The sequence below is a fragment of the Marinobacter mobilis genome, from assembly GCF_900106945.1.
GTDB lineage: Bacteria > Pseudomonadota > Gammaproteobacteria > Pseudomonadales > Oleiphilaceae > Marinobacter > Marinobacter mobilis.
Genome location: NZ_FNNE01000012.1, coordinates 72,755 through 88,374, shown reverse-complemented (window position 1 = coordinate 88,374; position 15,620 = coordinate 72,755). Strand labels below are relative to the sequence as shown.

Below are 15,620 nucleotides of genomic sequence, written 5' to 3'. Positions count from 1 at the left end.
TGGGGGCATATATCAAGAAAAAAATAGATTACATATAAACAAAACAATTGCTTGCATGGACCTATGAGTCCTGTCGGGGGTACCATCCACACGCCCCTGCGCTCAAACGAATGCCTCGCAAGAACAGACGACCCCAGTTGTTGTAGCCGTTCCCGGCCGAAAAACATCGTGTCCCCAACAAAGAACGTCGGTGCACAAACACACCGATCGCGCCTGCTTCTTCAATCAGTGATTTCAGGTGTTCCTTCACCGCTGGATGGCTTTTTATGGCTGTGCTGACATAACCAGCGATCAAGATAGCCATTCAGCCTGCGGTCACGGCCCCACATACTTGATTGATGTGGTGTTTCCAGCGGCTGCAGTGTCTCTCGCATCGCTAATGCCCGACGGGTACCCGCACCACAGGCATTGTTAACCCGAAGGAAAACCTCAAATGCAGAAGAACAATAAAGCCGTGCTATCCCTTTTAACGTTACTCCTCACCGCCTGCGGTGGTGGCGGTGACCCTGAACCGGTTGTCGCGTCCGACGTTCACACCAATGTAACCGAGGACACTCCCCCTGTTACTTCATCACTAGTCAGCCACCAGTGCTTTCGCGACAGCTGGGTCGCAGGTACCACGGAGCTGTGTCTGGGCACCCTGACCTATTACGACTACATCTACGATGATTACGGCGCGGACAGTGGCCTGGTCTCCATGACGCCCTCCCTGCTGAATATCCTCAATCGTGGGGGCAACGCCGGTGTGCCTGTGGCCAATACCCCCGGTTTGTTGTCACCTGCAGCGGGCGACCAGCGTTATCCGGAGGGGCTGAAGAATACCGCCGACCTGGTTCGGCTCAGTCTGGCCATCAAACAAAACCGTCTGTTGATCACGGCCGAACTCAATACCATGTTCAACCCTGACGACGCGATCCTCGGCATCGCAATTGACAGCGATCCGCATAGTGTCACCGGCGGCGGCCACTGGGGTCGTATTGATGTCCGCAGCGATGGCTGGGACCAGGTATTTTTCACTGACGTGGGCGACCCGGGGACCAACATCATGAGCCTGAATCTCCCTGTCCCTGAGGGGGAGCAATGGCGCATTCAGGCTGCCATTGCCAAGGCCGATGGTACGGTCATGAACGTGGCGTTTCGTGGCACCGATGAGGAAGCTTCAGCCGATGGGGCGGTGAATCAGGCTCTGCCAGCCTCCGGTAATTTCTGGGAAGACCGGCAGGCGTCTGTGCTGGCTGGTGGAGACATCAGCGAATTTGGCGCAGCCGTAACGGTAGAAGACCTTCGCCGGCGGGTTACCCGAATCGCTGAAGCGCCAACCGGCTTTCAGCAGCGCGTGTACACCTCCAACTATTCCCTCGGAGAAGGCATTGCCATACCCGGGATTACCGGGCGTGACGGCGGTGGTTTTTTCTGCGGTCAGTCATTCAATTATCTGGGCAAGTACCAGCCCTATGGCGTCTATGTACCAGACGGTATTGAAACAGCGCAGTCCAGCCCCGGACTGATGGTGGTGATGCATGGTTGCGAAGCCAATCACGCCAGCCAGATCAATCAGCCCAACATGCAGCGCCAGTTCGGTGATGAACTCGGGCGGATTCTGGTCACGCCACTCGGCCGGGGGCCATACGGTTTCTACACCGGGATCTCCGAGCGTGATGTACTGGACGTAATGGCCGACATTGAGGGGGTCTATGATATCGATCCAGACAAGGTCTTCGCTTCCGGCTACTCCATGGGTGGCTTTGGTGCACTGCACATGGCGACTCACTACCCGGATCGGTTTGCCGGCATGGTCGGCTGGGTCGCCCATACGGGCGACCTGATGAACAGGCCCAGTGTCCAGCCGCTGGTGGATGAGCTGCTTGATCCGGCTCTGGAGTCACTGCTGCGACCAGTACTGGCCTCCATACTTGGCAGCATTGCCGACCCTCAAGTCGGCACCGAGAATGTGATCGACTATCTGGCTAACCTGCAACATGTGCCCAGCGCGTATCTTTATGCCGCAGCCGATGAACTGGTACCCATCCACGAGTCCCTGGCGGTTGCCCAACGGCTTGCCCTTGCCGAGGAGGTCGATTACCACTTCTACCTCCATCCGTTGGCTGAGCACCTGACCCTGCTCATGCTCGATGAATGGGGCAAGGAGGCACAACTGAGTGCGGACTGGCGTCGGGTAACCACGCCAAACCGAGTCAGTTACCTGTTTGACCCAAGGTTCAACTACCCGGATCTCGGCATTGTCCACGACAAGGCTTACTGGATCAGTGACCTGCGGGCGCGTAATGCCAGCCAGGCGCTGGTTGACCTGTCAGCCGCTGGCTGCGGTGGGCAGAAGCGATCATTCGCCACCGGTACTGATCAGGGCGCCACACCGCTGCCCTGGGCTGGCAGCTATCGCCACGTACAGACTGAAACCCAGTTGGCGCCGGCGCTGACGCTCAGTGGCGTATTGACCAATGTCGCTTCCGCGGCCCTGGACCTGGCCCCGATCTGCTTTGAAGGCATGGCGGTTCACTACGACATCGACAGTGATGGTCCGGCGACGCTTGCACTGAGCGATGGCCGGATTGTGGAGCTGGTTGCTGGCAAGAATCAGGGTATCTTTTAGGAAAAGGTTGGCGGCCAGCGGATGCTGGCCGCCATTATGGGAGACATCCGTTATCAGGCAATATCGTCGCTTTCCGGCGGCCTTTTCTGACCGGTTACCATCGCGCGGGCGAGGTTCTCTCCGTGCCTCAGGCTGGCAATGATGACACCGCCCACATGGAACGCAACAAGGACCAGAAGGCCGTTGGCAAAGAACTCGTGAACCTCTTCGAGCCACTCATCATTGGCAAACCAGCCAATGTGATAGAGCCACCCGCTCAGGCAGGCGATCGCCAGAGACAGAATCAACACCACAATCATTGCCGCCCCCGCCGGGTTGTGGCCAAGGTAACGTTTTTCCTCGCCCCGGCTCATATCCTTCAGGTACGCCAAGGTACTGGATGGCCGCGCGATGAACTGCGCAAACCGTGCATAGCGGGGGCCAATCAATCCCCACAGCAGGCGAAACGTCAGTAGCCCGGCAATCACATAGCCACTGATTTCATGAACTTCATCCCACTCGTCGCCGGTCAGCCACGACACCGTGAACGCGATCACCAGCAACCAATGAAACACCCGCAACATCGGGTCCCAGACTTTCATCCCTTCAGACATTCGCTTGTTCTCCATGCGCGTACATCTAATCCGATTCAGAAATAACGACCGCGTGGCACCCCCTGGCGCACCCCACGTCCGCAGCCGTTGCCTCCACGAAGGCAGACCTTAGAAGGGTTTACTTAACAGAAACTTAACGGTCCGAATTTTTGAGGCTCCCGTGCAGGCATTTGAATCACCCCCGCCCCCGTACTACACTGCCCGCTTCCGATAGCTGCAGGCTCTCTTCCCGATGAATTACCGCATTATTCCTGTCACACCTTTCCAGCAAAACTGCACCCTGATCTGGTGTGATACCACCAGACAAGCCGCGGTCGTGGACCCCGGTGGTGACCTGGATCGCATCAGGGCAGCAATCGCTGAGGAAGGCGTCAGTGTTGAAAAAATTCTGCTGACTCACGCGCATATAGATCACGCCGGAGGTACGGCGGAACTGGCAAAGGAGCTGAGCCTGCCCATTGAGGGTCCGCAGAAGGACGATGACTTCTGGATTCAGGCCCTGCCGCAACAGAGCCAGATGTTTGGCTTTCCGGTTCCGGAAGTGTTCACCCCGGACCGCTGGCTGGAAGATGGTGATACCGTTACTGTCGGTAATGTCGAACTGCAGGTTATCCATACGCCGGGCCATACCCCGGGACATGTGGTGTTCTACGAGCCTGCAACTCAACTCGCGCTGGTGGGGGATGTGCTGTTTCAGGGCTCCATCGGACGGACGGACTTCCCGAAGGGTGATCATGACACCCTGATCCGCTCCATTCGCGAGAAGCTGTTTCCGTTAGGAGATAACGTGCGCTTTATTCCCGGCCATGGACCGATGTCTGATTTTGGTACGGAGCGACAGACCAATCCCTTTGTGTCTGATCGTTGGGGCTGAAGGTAACCAGAGCGGCCGCACAAGGCGGCCGCTGAATCTGTTGAACCCTCGGTATAGCCTGACTGATCAGGCGGCATTCTGATTTACGCTTGCCGCTTCCGTTTCCCCGGCCTCATATCGGGCTGCGACTTCAGCAGCGAAGTCCCGATACTTCTCCATCAACTCTTCCCGACGGTCCGGATCCATATTGATCCGTGACAGATCACCCTTGTAGTGCTCGATCACCCGCTTGTCCATCAACTCGAACCACTGCGACGGAATGTACGCCGGAAGCAGCATGGACGCGTAGCCTCCAGGCAATTGCGGGGCATCCTCGAAATGCCGCAGGGCCTGGAAGCTGCGGGTTGGATGGGCGTGATGATCGGAATGACGCTGCAACTGGTAGAGGAACAGATTGGTTACGATGTGATTGCTGTTCCAGCTGTGCTCAGGCTTGGTCCGCTCATACTTTCCGTCCTCATCCTGCTGACGCTTGAGGCCATAGTGTTCCAGATAATTGATGACTTCCAGCAAGCTGGCACCGTAAGCCGCCTGGGCCGTCATAAACGCCAGACCACGGGTACCACAGGTCAGCGTGACCGCTCCGAACAGACCCGCGGTCATCGCCCACCCCTGCAGGAGCTCATTGTCCCGACTCCAGAAGCCTTTGCCGCGACGGGCAAGACGGGCCTTTTCAATTTCGACAGCTGACTTGATGCCGCCCACCACAGTGCGCGGCAGGAACTTCCAGAAGCTTTCCCCCATGCGGCTGGTCGCCGGATCTTCCGGGGTAGCGACCCGCTTGTGGTGGCCATAGTTATGCTCAATCACAAAGTGGGTATAGCCGGTCGGAGCAAGGGCGGCCATGGCGAGCAGTTTGTCCAGCCGGGAGCCCTTGTGCCCCAGCTCATGGGCCGTATTAATGCCGATGCCATTGACCGCTCCGACCGTCAGCGCAATACCGATCCGGTCGCTCATGGGCGTCTTCTTGCGGCTGGCCAACCAGGCCCCCAGGAACGTCATGGCGTACTGGGTAGGAATAAACGCCTTTACGATGCGGCCGTAGTATTTGTCATTTTCCAGCTGACTGACCGCAGATTCCGGTGGGTTGCTCTGATCATCACCGATGATCCGGTCGAGGGCCGGAATAACACCATGCACCAGGGCCGGCCCCGTCCAGGCCAGGGCGCGCAGCTTTTTGGGGGCGATGGCATAGCCCGCCAGAGCGGTGAAACCGATCACTGGCAAACCCGGGCCAAGCAACCACATATAACGCTTCGGGTCTTTCCAACCCGCGGAATTCGGGACCTTTGGATCGTTCAGTTTCGCTGCTTCGCTGGCTTTAGCGTTCATGGCACCCTCTTCTCAAATATTAATTGATTTATTGTAGGACAATACAACAATAAATCAGTTTGTTTAAGAAATGCCATGTCAAGTTGGGACAACTTCAGGTTGAATGACTCTTGCTCAAAACCCGATGAACCGTAACCATAGCCCCAGTTTCCTTTCCGAGCCTCAATTGACCAGACCATGACCAACCACCCCACTCGCCCTTGCGCCACCTCTTTTGCAGCGCTGGCCGCGTTGTACGTCTCCCAGGGCTTACCGTCAGGACTGTTTGCCCATGCATTACCGGTATTCTGGCGCGAAGCCGGCGTGTCACTTGCCTGGATCGGAGCTTTGAAGCTGCTCGCCCTGCCATGGGTGCTGAAAGTGTTATGGGCGCCGGCCATCGATCGAAGCCTGCAAAAGGGCACAACGCCCTTGCAGTGGATTAGCGGATTGCAGCTTGGGGCCGTCTCGGCACTCGCCCTGCTGTCCTTTGTCGGACTATCCCCCGCCGGTAACCAACTGATACTGGTGGTGGCGCTGATTCTTACCATCAATCTGCTGATGGCAACGCAGGACGTCGTGACCGATGGTCTGGCCGTGCGGTGGATCCCTCCCCACTGGCGCGGGCTAGCCAACACGCTTCAGGTCGCTGGCTACAAGATCGGCATGCTGGCTGGCGGAGCATTGCTGCTGGTACTTGCGGAGCTCGCCGGTATTGGCACGGCCTTGCTGGTGCCGGTACTGCTGTTGTTGGTGTGCTACCTGCTTGTTGCGCGCGTCCAGCGGCTACGCCGTCGCGTCGAGGCCGGCTCCCCAACTGCACAAACCCTGCGCGAGGGGTTCACCGGATTTCTGTCGCTTCCGGGCATGATGCCCTGGCTCGCCCTGCTGGCAACCTACAAGATCGCCGATGCCATGGGTTCGGGACTGATACGCCCCATGCTCAGCGATGGTGGCTGGAGCCGCGCCGATATCGGCACCTTCACGCTGGTCACCAGCCTGGCAGGCCTGCTGGGCGCCGCTGCCGGAGGCTGGCTATACCAGCTAGCCGGGAGCCGCCGCAGCCTGATCTACCTGGGTTTGGCCCAGGCACTCACCATGACGGCCTGGGCCCTGGTGGCCGAACGTGGAACTGCATCTGGGCTGGTTTACTCCGTAGGCATCCTTGAGCAGATCGCGGATGGCGCCTCAACCGTTGCCCTGTTCGCGGTGATGATGAGCCTGTGCCGGAAAGGGTGGGAAGGCACCGACTTCACGGTTCAGGCGTCCATTCAGGTGGTGTGCGCCGGCGTATTCGGATTGATCGGCGGCCTGATCGCCGACGCCACCGGCTACACCCCCTTACTGATACTGGCAGGAACCCTGGGAACCATGGTCATTGCGATCCTGGCCCTTCAATCCCGGGGCTTCCACCAACCGCCGGTGGACGACCACAGCTGATGTGCCCAGTAGATGCCAAATCCCAGGTAATCCTCCGCTTCACCAGTTGAGCGGTTTCGGGTCCACTCGGCTCGCACACCAAAGCCGTCCTGCAACTGGTAGCGATAACTCACCCCCAGCCAATCAGGGTCTGTGCCGTTCTGGAGAAACCCGGCATCCTCCGCGAGAACCGGTCCGCCAGCACCAACCAGATGGTTATCCAGCACCAGTTGCACGTAGCGAACGGCGAGTGCATGCTGTTGCCAGCGCAGCTCCGGTTGCAGCCACCACCCCAGATAGTCGCCCTCAAGGTGGGCTTGACGCTGGCGGTCCCTGAGTTCGCCATCGACCTCGACCTTGACCACCTCGCCAGTCAAACCTAGTGACCAGGCACTCCGGCCCTGCCACAACAGGGATAACCGGGCTCCGGCACTGTCCTGCTGGCCACTGAATACCAGGTCTGCTTTCTGATCCGCGCTGACAGTATGGCTATGGCCGCCCACCAGGCGATCATCCGGCCGTTCGCTGGCGTCCGCCAGCATCACCCAGGCTCCCAACCCCAGCACCCACGGTCCTGCGCCCCCATACCAGTGGGCATAGGCGTCCTGGGCCATGCCCTCTTTCCCTTCCGTTGCCGGGTAGTGGCCGCCACGCCAGGCTTCAACGCCAAGTTCAAGACCGGCAACCGGCCTGCTGCTCACTCGCGCACCTTCGTCGACATAGTGAGCACCATAGAAAGCGTCGTAGATCAGGTTGTTTTCACTGAACGGGCGCGTGTAGGCATGAGCGCGGTTTTCCGCTGAAAACCGCGCCTTCATCCGACCCGCTTCCAGCATTACGTTCCCCGGATCGGCTATCCGGTAGCCCGCCAGCGCTTCCTCCAACGCGACGTCTCCATCATGGTGAGAGCCAATATCGAGCGAGGCATGCGCCCGCTGTGCCCCATGCCACTTGAGATGAATATTGGCACCGTCCAGGTTGAAGGTATCGCTGGCACCATAGGCATCGGCACCCATTAGGACACCGGGGATCTGCCACACCCCGACCGTCGGCACCACCGTGCCGGTGCGATAGGTTGTTGAAAAACCGGCGTCGACGCTCAGGCTCGACACCTCAGGCGCGGCTGGCATCACATGGCTCTCTCCGGCATGGCCATGGGCCAAGGCCGGGGCAATCAATAGGGGAAACAATCTCAGTTGCACAGCGTTCATTCCGCAGCCTGCCATGGGTTAGAAAAACGGGGATCGGTGATAAAACCGACGTCGGTAAGGCTTTCAAGAAAGGCCATGAGGTCGCTTTTGTCCTGCTCCGTCATGGTAAAACCGTTGACAAAGCTATCCTTGAACGGATTAACACGACCATCACCGGCGTTCTCACCGGAACTGATCAGCCGGCCGCCGGCGGCGTAGAATTCCAGTACGGTTTCCAGGTCCGCCATACTGCCGTCGTGCATATACGGGGCCGTCAGCGCAACATTACGAAGCGAAGGCGCACGGAATTTCCCCATGTCTGAGGGGTCACCGGTGATCTCAAAGATGCCCTGGTTGCCATCCGGGTAATCGCCGGTCCCGCCAATGTTGAACAGGCCGGTATTATGAAATGGCCGTTCGACAAAACTCATGGTGCGGTCCAGCGTGGAATCGCTGAGGTTGTAGCCGCCATGGCAATGAAAGCATTCAAGGTCTTCACTGAAGAACAACGCTCGCCCACGCTGGGCGCTGGCGGATAGCGCAGCGGAATCGCCGCGTTCGTAACGATCAAAGGCCGTTTCGAACGACACCATACCGCGCACAAATGAGGCCAGCGCTTTGACAATCGTCCCGGTGTCGAGCGGTGACCCGGTCTCCGGAAACGCGGCTTCGAACAGCGATGGGTAGACGGGGTCACTGCGCAGACGCTCAAGCACGTCTGCCAGGTTCTCCTCGGTCAGGCCCTGCTCAACCGGCGCCTCACCAAACAACGGCACCAGAATCTGCTGTTCCAACGTCAGCAGTGAGGGATTACCCCAGGTTTTGGTGGCATGGTAGGCCACATTGAGCAACGGCTGAGCATTGCGTGGATGCCGCTGCCCCGTTGAGCCAAGGGAGCGCTCGACACCATCCGTAAAGCCCAGATTTTGCAGGTGGCAATCAGCGCAAGCCTGGGAGCCATTACCGGACAGCCGCCGGTCGAAGAACAAATGCCGCCCCAGCTCAAACTTGGCTTCGGTCATCGGGTTGTCCAGGGGCTCCAGCGGCAACGGCGTTCCCGCCGGCACCCGCCAATCAAAGGCCGTCGCACTAACAGCCGAATCGTCAAAGGTCGTTTCACCGTCGCCACCACAGCCAGTCAGGCCCACCACTACTGCAAGGAGCAGGCACCGCTGGCTGAGGCGGGAACGATGGGACTCCGGGAATGTCCGCATCGTTCACCTCCGATTATTTAAGACGGAAGACCGTCTGGGCTGACGTTGAACGCCCGGTCCCGAGATCGAGGCCGAGGGCGGTGAAGACCGGATCACACTCAGGATCGGTTACGCCAGACATGCAGCCCGGTGCGCCACCGTCGTCAACACCATCAATGGCGTTGGCGACCAGCACCCCGTAGTCGATCACGATCACATCCTGACCAAAGTTGAACGTGGGGAAGTCGATCTGCGGACGATTACTGCGAGAGCAGGTGACCGTTTCGCCAACCGTGGCATCGCCAGTGCAGTCCGTGCTGCCCAAGTGGACGTTGAAATCGTCTCCGCCAATCACACTGACATCCATCCGCAGGAACTTGTAACCCGTTTGCCAACTCCAATGCAGCGTAGGCACGTTCAGGGGTGTCGGCGCGCTGGCCAGGTTGTTGTGGTTCAGGGTTTCCGGCACGCCAACGGTGAACGATGCGCCTGTCAGATATTCCCCATCCTCCAGGTTTACCGACCCGGTAACCTGCGTGCGGGGCAGCTGTGGCTCTGTTCCACAGGAGATGTAGCCCCGGAAGTCCAGCAGGGCCACGCCTTCACCCTGCCAGTCGTTGGTGTCCAGTGACACCGCCAGCTCTCTCTGGAAGCTTGTCACCACCGTCACACCGTGAACATACAGGCGAAAATCCAGCAACTCAGCGTCTACGCCAGCACCAAGACCGCTCATGGTGCCGTCACAGCTTATGGGGTCATTGCCGCTGTTGTAGACCGCCTCAAAAGGAAGAACCACTCCGGTCGTTGTAACACTGGTTTCCGAGGTCGAAGACGAGCCACCGCCACAGGCTAGCAAGACGGATGAACAAGTCACCAAAGACACGGCTTTCAATACAGACATAACGATTCCTTATCGCGATACCGCCGTTTCCCCATTTGCCGACGCAAGCGCGCAGTCAACAGGGAACCCGCGGATTCAGGTTGTCCAGCAAGGATCAGCCCCGACGTTGCCGGGACCATGCAGCCGCTAACGGGACAGACAGGCGCGAACAGGCGCTGGTCCCAGTGCGAAACTGCGATCAATCAGGAAATGAAAAAGGTCAGACGGTCTGTATCGGGGGAGCCCGAGAGTCAGGAAGGCGATATGTGAGTGAACCGGCAGCCACCCGTGCGGCGGTTGCCAGGGGAAGGGATACGGTGCGGGGTGCTTGCGGCTGAACCCGCGTTTCCGCAACGGCTGCCACTTGAGCCACCACGGAAAACACACAGTGGGTTTGTTCGTGAGCAAAGTCCGGGTGGTCAGGGGCGGTGTCGGGGAAAGCCCCAAGATCGAGAAGCTGCTCAAGGCCCGGAATCGGGTCGCCACAAAAACCCAGGGCCGGAAAGCCGGTGGTGCTGGCGGCTGGCATATAGCCGCGGGGGCTCAGGGCCTGGACCAGGAAGCAGCACAACACCAATACCAGCCAGGCCTGTTGCCGACGGGCATACGCAGGTGTTTGAAAACGCTGGAGACTGGTCATTCGTTGCTCAATTGTGTGGACGGCGCCGATTAAGCCACAACTGGCAGGCAAGTTCAAAAAGGATTTTTCAGGCACGCTCCTTGCTTGATGCAAGTCAAACGTTGGTTATTTGTCGACACCGGAGGAAACTTGCCGTGTCTCTGCTCACCTCTCTTGCCCGTATGAGCGCTGGCCTGCAACAGGCAGCCAGTCAACGCGCACAATCACAAGCCGACACCGCTCCGGTCAAGGAAAACAAGGCCGACAGCAGTCAAAGCCAGGACGATGTCACCCTCTCCGGGGCACCCGCTCCCAAGGCTTCGTCACGCCTGGCCATCAACCAATACAAGACCAGTGTGGGCCAGGATACCAGCTATGTACGGGAGACCCTGCGGCATAAAATTGCCGAGTATGGCATTCACCCCGGCACCCGGATGTCGGTCAGCAAGGCCCCTGAAGGCACACTGGCGCTTCAGGCCGCCATCCCGGCTGAGAAGCGTCAGCAAATTGAGCAGGATCTGAACAACAACCAGACCTTTCGCGATGCCTTTAGCCGGCTTAGCACCAACGAACCGACGGTCTCCTTCGTGGATACGGCGATGAAGCTGAACAAAGCGTACGGGGTGAGCAATCCCCTGCTCGACTCACTGGTCAGCGAGAATGAGCAGTTCAACGGGCTCGGCGACCTGGTCCACCGCTACGACAGCATTCGCCGCATGGTCGGCGCCGAGCAACTGGAAGCTGCCGGCACCCAGCAGAACTACGCTTTCAGCCTGAATGCCCGCGTCTGATTGCGTCCTCAGGCGTTTTCGAACGGCTCCGGGTCACCCTTGCCCACGCGGGTAACTTCCGGAATATCTTCAAGCATGTTCACCACGGTGGTCGCCTCAAATCCGCAGAACCCCCCATCGATGATCAGATCCAGTTCATGCTCAAGGGTTTCACGAATTTCATAAGGGTCCGTCATCGGCTCAGTTTCCCCAGGCAGGATCAGGGTACTGCTCATGATCGGCTCGCCCAGCTCTGACAGCAATGCCTGAACAATGGCATTGTCCGGCACTCTCAAACCGATGGACCGCCGTTTGGGATGCAGCAGCCGACGCGGAACTTCACTGGTCGCATTGAGAATAAACGTATACGGTCCCGGGGTGTAAGTCTTCAGCAAGCGGTACTGACTGTTGTCGACCTTGGCATAGGTACCAATCTCCGACAGGTCCGCACACACCAGGGTGAAGTTGTGTTTGTCATCCAACCTGCGGATCCGCTTGATCCGGTCCGCCGCCTGCTTGTCGCCCAGATGGCAACCGATAGCGTAAGCGGAGTCCGTTGGATAGACGACAACACCGCCCTTACGGATGATGTCGACCGCCTGGTTGATCAGGCGCTTCTGGGGCGTTTCAGGATGAATCTGGAAAAATTGACTCATGACAGGATTCCTTATCCTTTCATAGCGGGATCGTGCTTGGACCCACCCATACAATTCGGTGACGCCGGTGCTGCGCCAACCGCAGCCCACTCCCCGGGCGTATAGAGATGAAGAGCCAGGGCATGAACGCCGCCTGCCAGCTCCTCTGCCAGAACCCGGTATATGGCCTGGTGGCGCTTGACCTTGCCCTGCCCCTCAAACACTCCCGATACCAGGGTCACTTTGAAGTGGGTCTCGGAGTTCGGTGGCACGCTGTGCATGTGGCTTTCATTCTCCACCTGCAGGAAGTCCACACTGAAGCCATCATTCAGTTTCTGCTCAATGGTGTTTTGCACCGACATGGTATTAACCTACTCCTGATATCCGTTCTGATTACAGATCCCCAGTCTACTACACCCCGGCCGCCTCCCGCTTGACAGTTTCCGGGTAAACCGCCATCGTCCGTTTCCCTGAGACCTCCAGCCCGGAATACCGCCACCATCCATGCGCCTGTACATTGCCGAAAAACCCAGTCTAGGTCGCGCCATTGCTGCGGCCTTACCCGGTCCGCTGGAAAAAGGCCCCGGCATGCTCCGCTGCGGCTCTGGCGAGCAGGCGGTCGTCGTGAGCTGGTGTATAGGCCACCTGCTGGAGCCCGCCGAGCCGGGCCATTACGACGCGCGCTGGCAAAAATGGCGTCTGCAGGACCTGCCGCTGTTTCCGCAACGCTGGCAAGTGATGCCCAAGGACAGTGTCCGCCAACAGCTGAACGTGCTGGAATCGCTGATCCGCAAGGCGGACGTCATCGTGCATGCCGGCGACCCGGATCGGGAAGGACAGTTGCTGGTGGACGAAGTCATCCGCCATGCCGGTGCCGAGTGTCCTGTGGAACGGGTGCTGATCAATGACCTGACGCCCGCCGCGGTCGCCCGCGCTCTGCAGGCCCCTCGTGATAACCGGGAATTCCGCCACCTGTCGGATTCCGCGCTGGCGCGGCAGCGCGCAGACTGGCTGTACGGCATCAACCTGAGCCGTTTCTACACCCTGTCGTATCGTGAACAGGGCAAAGACGGCGTGTATTCGGTGGGCCGGGTGCAAACGCCGGTACTGGGCCTGGTGGTGGAGCGCGATCAGACGATTGCCAATTTCGAGCCCAAGCCCTACTACCGGGTGCTTGCGCACGTTCGCGACCTGGAATCCGTCGCTGGCTCTGCGACATTCGAGGCCCGCTGGTTGCCCGATGAAGGATTACAGGACCACCTCGACGATGAGGGCCGCCTGCTCGACAAATCGCTGGCGGGGCAGATCGTCGCCGAAGTTGAGGGTCGCCCCGGACGGATTACCGAGGCCCGCTTCCGCGACCGTAAGGAACGGCCACCGCTTCCGTTCTCCCTGTCTGCGCTGCAGATTGAAGCCGGCCGGCTGTTCCGGATGGGGGCAAAGGATGTGCTGGATGCCGCCCAGAGCCTTTACGAACGCCATCAGCTGATCACTTACCCCCGTTCCGACTGCCGCTACCTGCCCGAGGGGCACTTCGAGCAACGCCAGTCGGTCGTCCAGGCCATCGCCAGGGTAGACGAAGACCTGGGTCAGGCGTGCGATGGCGCCGACACCGCCAGGCGTTCCAGTGCCTGGAACGATGCCAAGGTAGACGCCCATCACGCCATCATCCCTACCAGCCGAGCAGCCGCCAAAGGCAAGCTGAGCCAGGCCGAACGCAACATCTATAACCTCATCAGCCGATACTATCTGATGCAGTTCTACCCGGAAGCGATCCACCGGGAAGGCCGACTGACCCTGATCATTGGCCAGCACCAGTTTCGGGCCAGCGAAACGGCCATAGCCAGCCCAGGCTGGAAACAGCTGGAGATACACCAGCGCGATGCCCGTGAGGAACCGGCAAAAGTACCCCTGCCCCGGCTCAACGTGGACGATGCCATCGTCTGTGACCGGGCCGAATTCAGGGAACGGCTGACGAAGCCCCCGCAGCACTTCACCGACGCCACGCTGCTGGCAGCGATGACCAACATCGCCCGTTTTGTGAGCGATGCCGATCTGCGCAAAACCCTGCGCGAGACCGACGGCCTGGGCACCGAGGCTACCCGCGCCGCCATTATCGAAACCCTGTTCCGGCGCGAGTACCTGTATCGAGACAGTCGCCACATCAAGTCGACGGAGAAAGGCCAGACCTTGATCAACGCCCTTCCCCGTGGCATTACCAACCCAGACATGACAGCCGTGTGGGAGGCCACGCTGGAGCGGATCCGCCAGGGCGAAGGGGATCCCCGTGAGTTCCTTGGCGAACTTCAACAGCAGATCCGCGGCTACATCGACGCGCCTGCCGGAGTTGACGCAGATCAGGATGCCTCAGGCAACGCTGCCGTACACTGTCCCAAGTGCCGAGCTCCGATGCGCATTCGTGAAGGCAAATTCGGGCAGTTTCACGCCTGCACCCGCTTTCCGGATTGCAAGGGCACCCGCCCGCTGGAAGCACGGGCACCGCAGGATGGCACTGGCCAGAAGCCCATTCCCTGCCCCAACTGTTATTCGCCGCTGGTGCGCCGCCAGGGGCCAAAAGGTTGGTTCTGGGGCTGCAGTAATTTCCCGTCCTGCCGACAAACAGTTAATGACAACGACGGCAAACCCGCCCTGTAAACACATTGCACTGGGGCCAGCCGCCACATGGTTACTGAAAAGCTACACAACATCACTGACGCCGACATCGGAATTTGTCAGAATAGTCAGTAACCTGGCGCCGCTGTCAGTTGTCCCGGCGCCCTCTATGAATGACAGGAGATTCGCGGATGCGCATTGCTCTGCTGGAAGACGAGCAGGAACAGGCCCAGCATATAAAAACTCTGCTGGCCGAACGCAATTACGAGTGCGACGCCTACCCGACCGGCCAGGCCTTCATCAGCTCGGTACTTCACCGCAGTTACGATCTGCTGATCCTCGACTGGCAGATTCCCGATGGTACCGGCCTTGAGGTTCTGAAAGTGGTCCGGGCGCAACTGAGCTGGCGCATTCCGGTGGTCTTCCTGACCCAGCGAGACAGCGAGCAGGATATTGTCCAGGCTCTGGATGCCGGCGCAGACGATTACCTGTCGAAGCCTGCCCGCCCGGCCGAGCTGCTGGCGCGGATCAATGCCCTGGCCCGCCGCACCGGCCCGGAAGCCGAAAAGGAAGTCCTGCAATTTGGGCCGTTCAGCATCAACACACAGCTCCGGACCATCGCCCTGAACGACGAGCCATTAACGCTCACCGACAAGGACTTTGACCTCACCCTGTTCCTGTTCCAGAACCAGGGACGACTGCTGACTCGTGAGGTTCTCCTGGAGCGGGTCTGGGGACTGACCCGGGACATCAACACCAGAACCGTGGATACCCACATGAGCCGCCTGCGCCGTCGCCTTGGTCTGAATCCGGACAATGGCTACCGGATCAAGACGATCTATCAGCGCGGCTATCGCCTCGAGGCACTCAATGCCATGACTAACGAAGTGATCCAGGATTGAGTCAGGACCG

General features: G+C 59.3%; 14 protein-coding genes. 6 read left to right on the top strand and 8 right to left on the bottom strand.

All coding sequences use genetic code 11. The annotated features are described in order from the left end of the window. The first annotated feature begins 433 nt into the window (after window positions 1-433). Entirely contained in the window at window positions 434-2,611 is a 2,178-nt protein-coding gene (locus BLV11_RS16990) for an alpha/beta hydrolase (RefSeq protein ID WP_091817291.1), read from the top strand. A gap of 53 nt (window positions 2,612-2,664) precedes the next feature. Here BLV11_RS16990 and BLV11_RS16985 read toward each other — a convergent pair whose 3' ends face one another. Further along, entirely contained in the window at window positions 2,665-3,204 is a 540-nt protein-coding gene (locus tag BLV11_RS16985) for a cytochrome b/b6 domain-containing protein (protein ID WP_091817286.1), read from the bottom strand. 232 nt (window positions 3,205-3,436) lie between these two features. Here BLV11_RS16985 and BLV11_RS16980 point away from each other — a divergent pair, with 232 nt between their 5' ends. Beyond that, on the top strand, window positions 3,437-4,078 hold the full coding sequence (locus tag BLV11_RS16980) for an MBL fold metallo-hydrolase (protein ID WP_091817282.1): 642 nt from the start codon (window positions 3,437-3,439) through the stop codon (window positions 4,076-4,078). Between the two features lie 66 nt (window positions 4,079-4,144). Here BLV11_RS16980 and BLV11_RS16975 read toward each other — a convergent pair whose 3' ends face one another. Next, the gene (locus tag BLV11_RS16975; RefSeq protein WP_091817277.1) at window positions 4,145-5,410 is read right to left on the bottom strand and encodes an alkane 1-monooxygenase; all 1,266 of its coding nucleotides are present in this window, start codon (window positions 5,408-5,410) and stop codon (window positions 4,145-4,147) included. A 177-nt stretch (window positions 5,411-5,587) separates the two neighbouring features. Between BLV11_RS16975 and BLV11_RS16970 the strand changes: the two genes are divergently transcribed. Then, window positions 5,588-6,829, top strand: a complete 1,242-nt coding sequence (locus BLV11_RS16970; protein ID WP_091817272.1) for an MFS transporter — start codon at window positions 5,588-5,590, stop codon at window positions 6,827-6,829. On the opposite strand, the gene BLV11_RS16965 is transcribed toward BLV11_RS16970, so the two are convergent. The 4 genes from BLV11_RS16965 to BLV11_RS16950 form a co-directional block, all read right to left on the bottom strand. Then, window positions 6,784-8,019 (bottom strand): porin, encoded by a 1,236-nt coding sequence (locus BLV11_RS16965; RefSeq protein ID WP_091817269.1) that lies wholly within the window; start codon window positions 8,017-8,019, stop codon window positions 6,784-6,786. The genes BLV11_RS16970 and BLV11_RS16965 overlap by 46 nt on opposite strands. Then, entirely contained in the window at window positions 8,016-9,212 is a 1,197-nt protein-coding gene (locus BLV11_RS16960; protein WP_091817266.1) for a methanobactin export MATE transporter MbnM, read from the bottom strand. The genes BLV11_RS16965 and BLV11_RS16960 overlap by 4 nt, the downstream gene beginning before the upstream one ends. 13 nt (window positions 9,213-9,225) lie before the next feature. Then, the gene (locus BLV11_RS16955; RefSeq protein WP_091817264.1) at window positions 9,226-10,092 is read right to left on the bottom strand and encodes an MbnP family copper-binding protein; all 867 of its coding nucleotides are present in this window, start codon (window positions 10,090-10,092) and stop codon (window positions 9,226-9,228) included. A 199-nt stretch (window positions 10,093-10,291) separates the two neighbouring features. After that, the gene (locus BLV11_RS16950; RefSeq protein WP_091817260.1) at window positions 10,292-10,711 is read right to left on the bottom strand and encodes a DUF2946 family protein; all 420 of its coding nucleotides are present in this window, start codon (window positions 10,709-10,711) and stop codon (window positions 10,292-10,294) included. Between the two features lie 134 nt (window positions 10,712-10,845). On the opposite strand from BLV11_RS16950, the gene BLV11_RS16945 reads away from it, so the two are divergent. After that, complete coding sequence (locus tag BLV11_RS16945; protein WP_091817257.1) at window positions 10,846-11,481, top strand: hypothetical protein; 636 nt, start codon at window positions 10,846-10,848, stop codon at window positions 11,479-11,481. An 8-nt stretch (window positions 11,482-11,489) separates the two neighbouring features. On the opposite strand, the gene BLV11_RS16940 is transcribed toward BLV11_RS16945, so the two are convergent. Both BLV11_RS16940 and BLV11_RS16935 read right to left on the bottom strand, forming a co-directional pair. After that, complete coding sequence (locus BLV11_RS16940) at window positions 11,490-12,116, bottom strand: L-threonylcarbamoyladenylate synthase (RefSeq protein WP_091817254.1); 627 nt, start codon at window positions 12,114-12,116, stop codon at window positions 11,490-11,492. An 11-nt stretch (window positions 12,117-12,127) separates the two neighbouring features. Further along, window positions 12,128-12,457 (bottom strand): BolA family protein, encoded by a 330-nt coding sequence (locus BLV11_RS16935; protein WP_091817250.1) that lies wholly within the window; start codon window positions 12,455-12,457, stop codon window positions 12,128-12,130. A 142-nt stretch (window positions 12,458-12,599) separates the two neighbouring features. Between BLV11_RS16935 and BLV11_RS16930 the strand changes: the two genes are divergently transcribed. Both BLV11_RS16930 and BLV11_RS16925 read left to right on the top strand, forming a co-directional pair. Next, window positions 12,600-14,750 (top strand): DNA topoisomerase III, encoded by a 2,151-nt coding sequence (locus BLV11_RS16930; protein ID WP_091817246.1) that lies wholly within the window; start codon window positions 12,600-12,602, stop codon window positions 14,748-14,750. Between the two features lie 149 nt (window positions 14,751-14,899). Then, window positions 14,900-15,610, top strand: a complete 711-nt coding sequence (locus BLV11_RS16925; RefSeq protein WP_091817242.1) for a response regulator transcription factor — start codon at window positions 14,900-14,902, stop codon at window positions 15,608-15,610. The last annotated feature ends 10 nt before the right edge of the window (window positions 15,611-15,620 follow it).

What these genes read in the sequence shown, in the direction of transcription:
- BLV11_RS16990 (WP_091817291.1), top strand. Translation starts at nt 434, where the DNA reads ATGCAGAAGAACAATAAAGCCGTGCTATCCCTTTTAACGTTACTCCTC.
- BLV11_RS16985 (WP_091817286.1), bottom strand. Translation starts at nt 3,204, where the DNA reads ATGTCTGAAGGGATGAAAGTCTGGGACCCGATGTTGCGGGTGTTTCAT.
- BLV11_RS16980 (WP_091817282.1), top strand. Translation starts at nt 3,437, where the DNA reads ATGAATTACCGCATTATTCCTGTCACACCTTTCCAGCAAAACTGCACC.
- BLV11_RS16975 (WP_091817277.1), bottom strand. Translation starts at nt 5,410, where the DNA reads ATGAACGCTAAAGCCAGCGAAGCAGCGAAACTGAACGATCCAAAGGTC.
- BLV11_RS16970 (WP_091817272.1), top strand. Translation starts at nt 5,588, where the DNA reads ATGACCAACCACCCCACTCGCCCTTGCGCCACCTCTTTTGCAGCGCTG.
- BLV11_RS16965 (WP_091817269.1), bottom strand. Translation starts at nt 8,019, where the DNA reads ATGAACGCTGTGCAACTGAGATTGTTTCCCCTATTGATTGCCCCGGCC.
- BLV11_RS16960 (WP_091817266.1), bottom strand. Translation starts at nt 9,212, where the DNA reads ATGCGGACATTCCCGGAGTCCCATCGTTCCCGCCTCAGCCAGCGGTGC.
- BLV11_RS16955 (WP_091817264.1), bottom strand. Translation starts at nt 10,092, where the DNA reads ATGTCTGTATTGAAAGCCGTGTCTTTGGTGACTTGTTCATCCGTCTTG.
- BLV11_RS16950 (WP_091817260.1), bottom strand. Translation starts at nt 10,711, where the DNA reads ATGACCAGTCTCCAGCGTTTTCAAACACCTGCGTATGCCCGTCGGCAA.
- BLV11_RS16940 (WP_091817254.1), bottom strand. Translation starts at nt 12,116, where the DNA reads ATGAGTCAATTTTTCCAGATTCATCCTGAAACGCCCCAGAAGCGCCTG.
- BLV11_RS16935 (WP_091817250.1), bottom strand. Translation starts at nt 12,457, where the DNA reads ATGTCGGTGCAAAACACCATTGAGCAGAAACTGAATGATGGCTTCAGT.
- BLV11_RS16930 (WP_091817246.1), top strand. Translation starts at nt 12,600, where the DNA reads ATGCGCCTGTACATTGCCGAAAAACCCAGTCTAGGTCGCGCCATTGCT.
- BLV11_RS16925 (WP_091817242.1), top strand. Translation starts at nt 14,900, where the DNA reads ATGCGCATTGCTCTGCTGGAAGACGAGCAGGAACAGGCCCAGCATATA.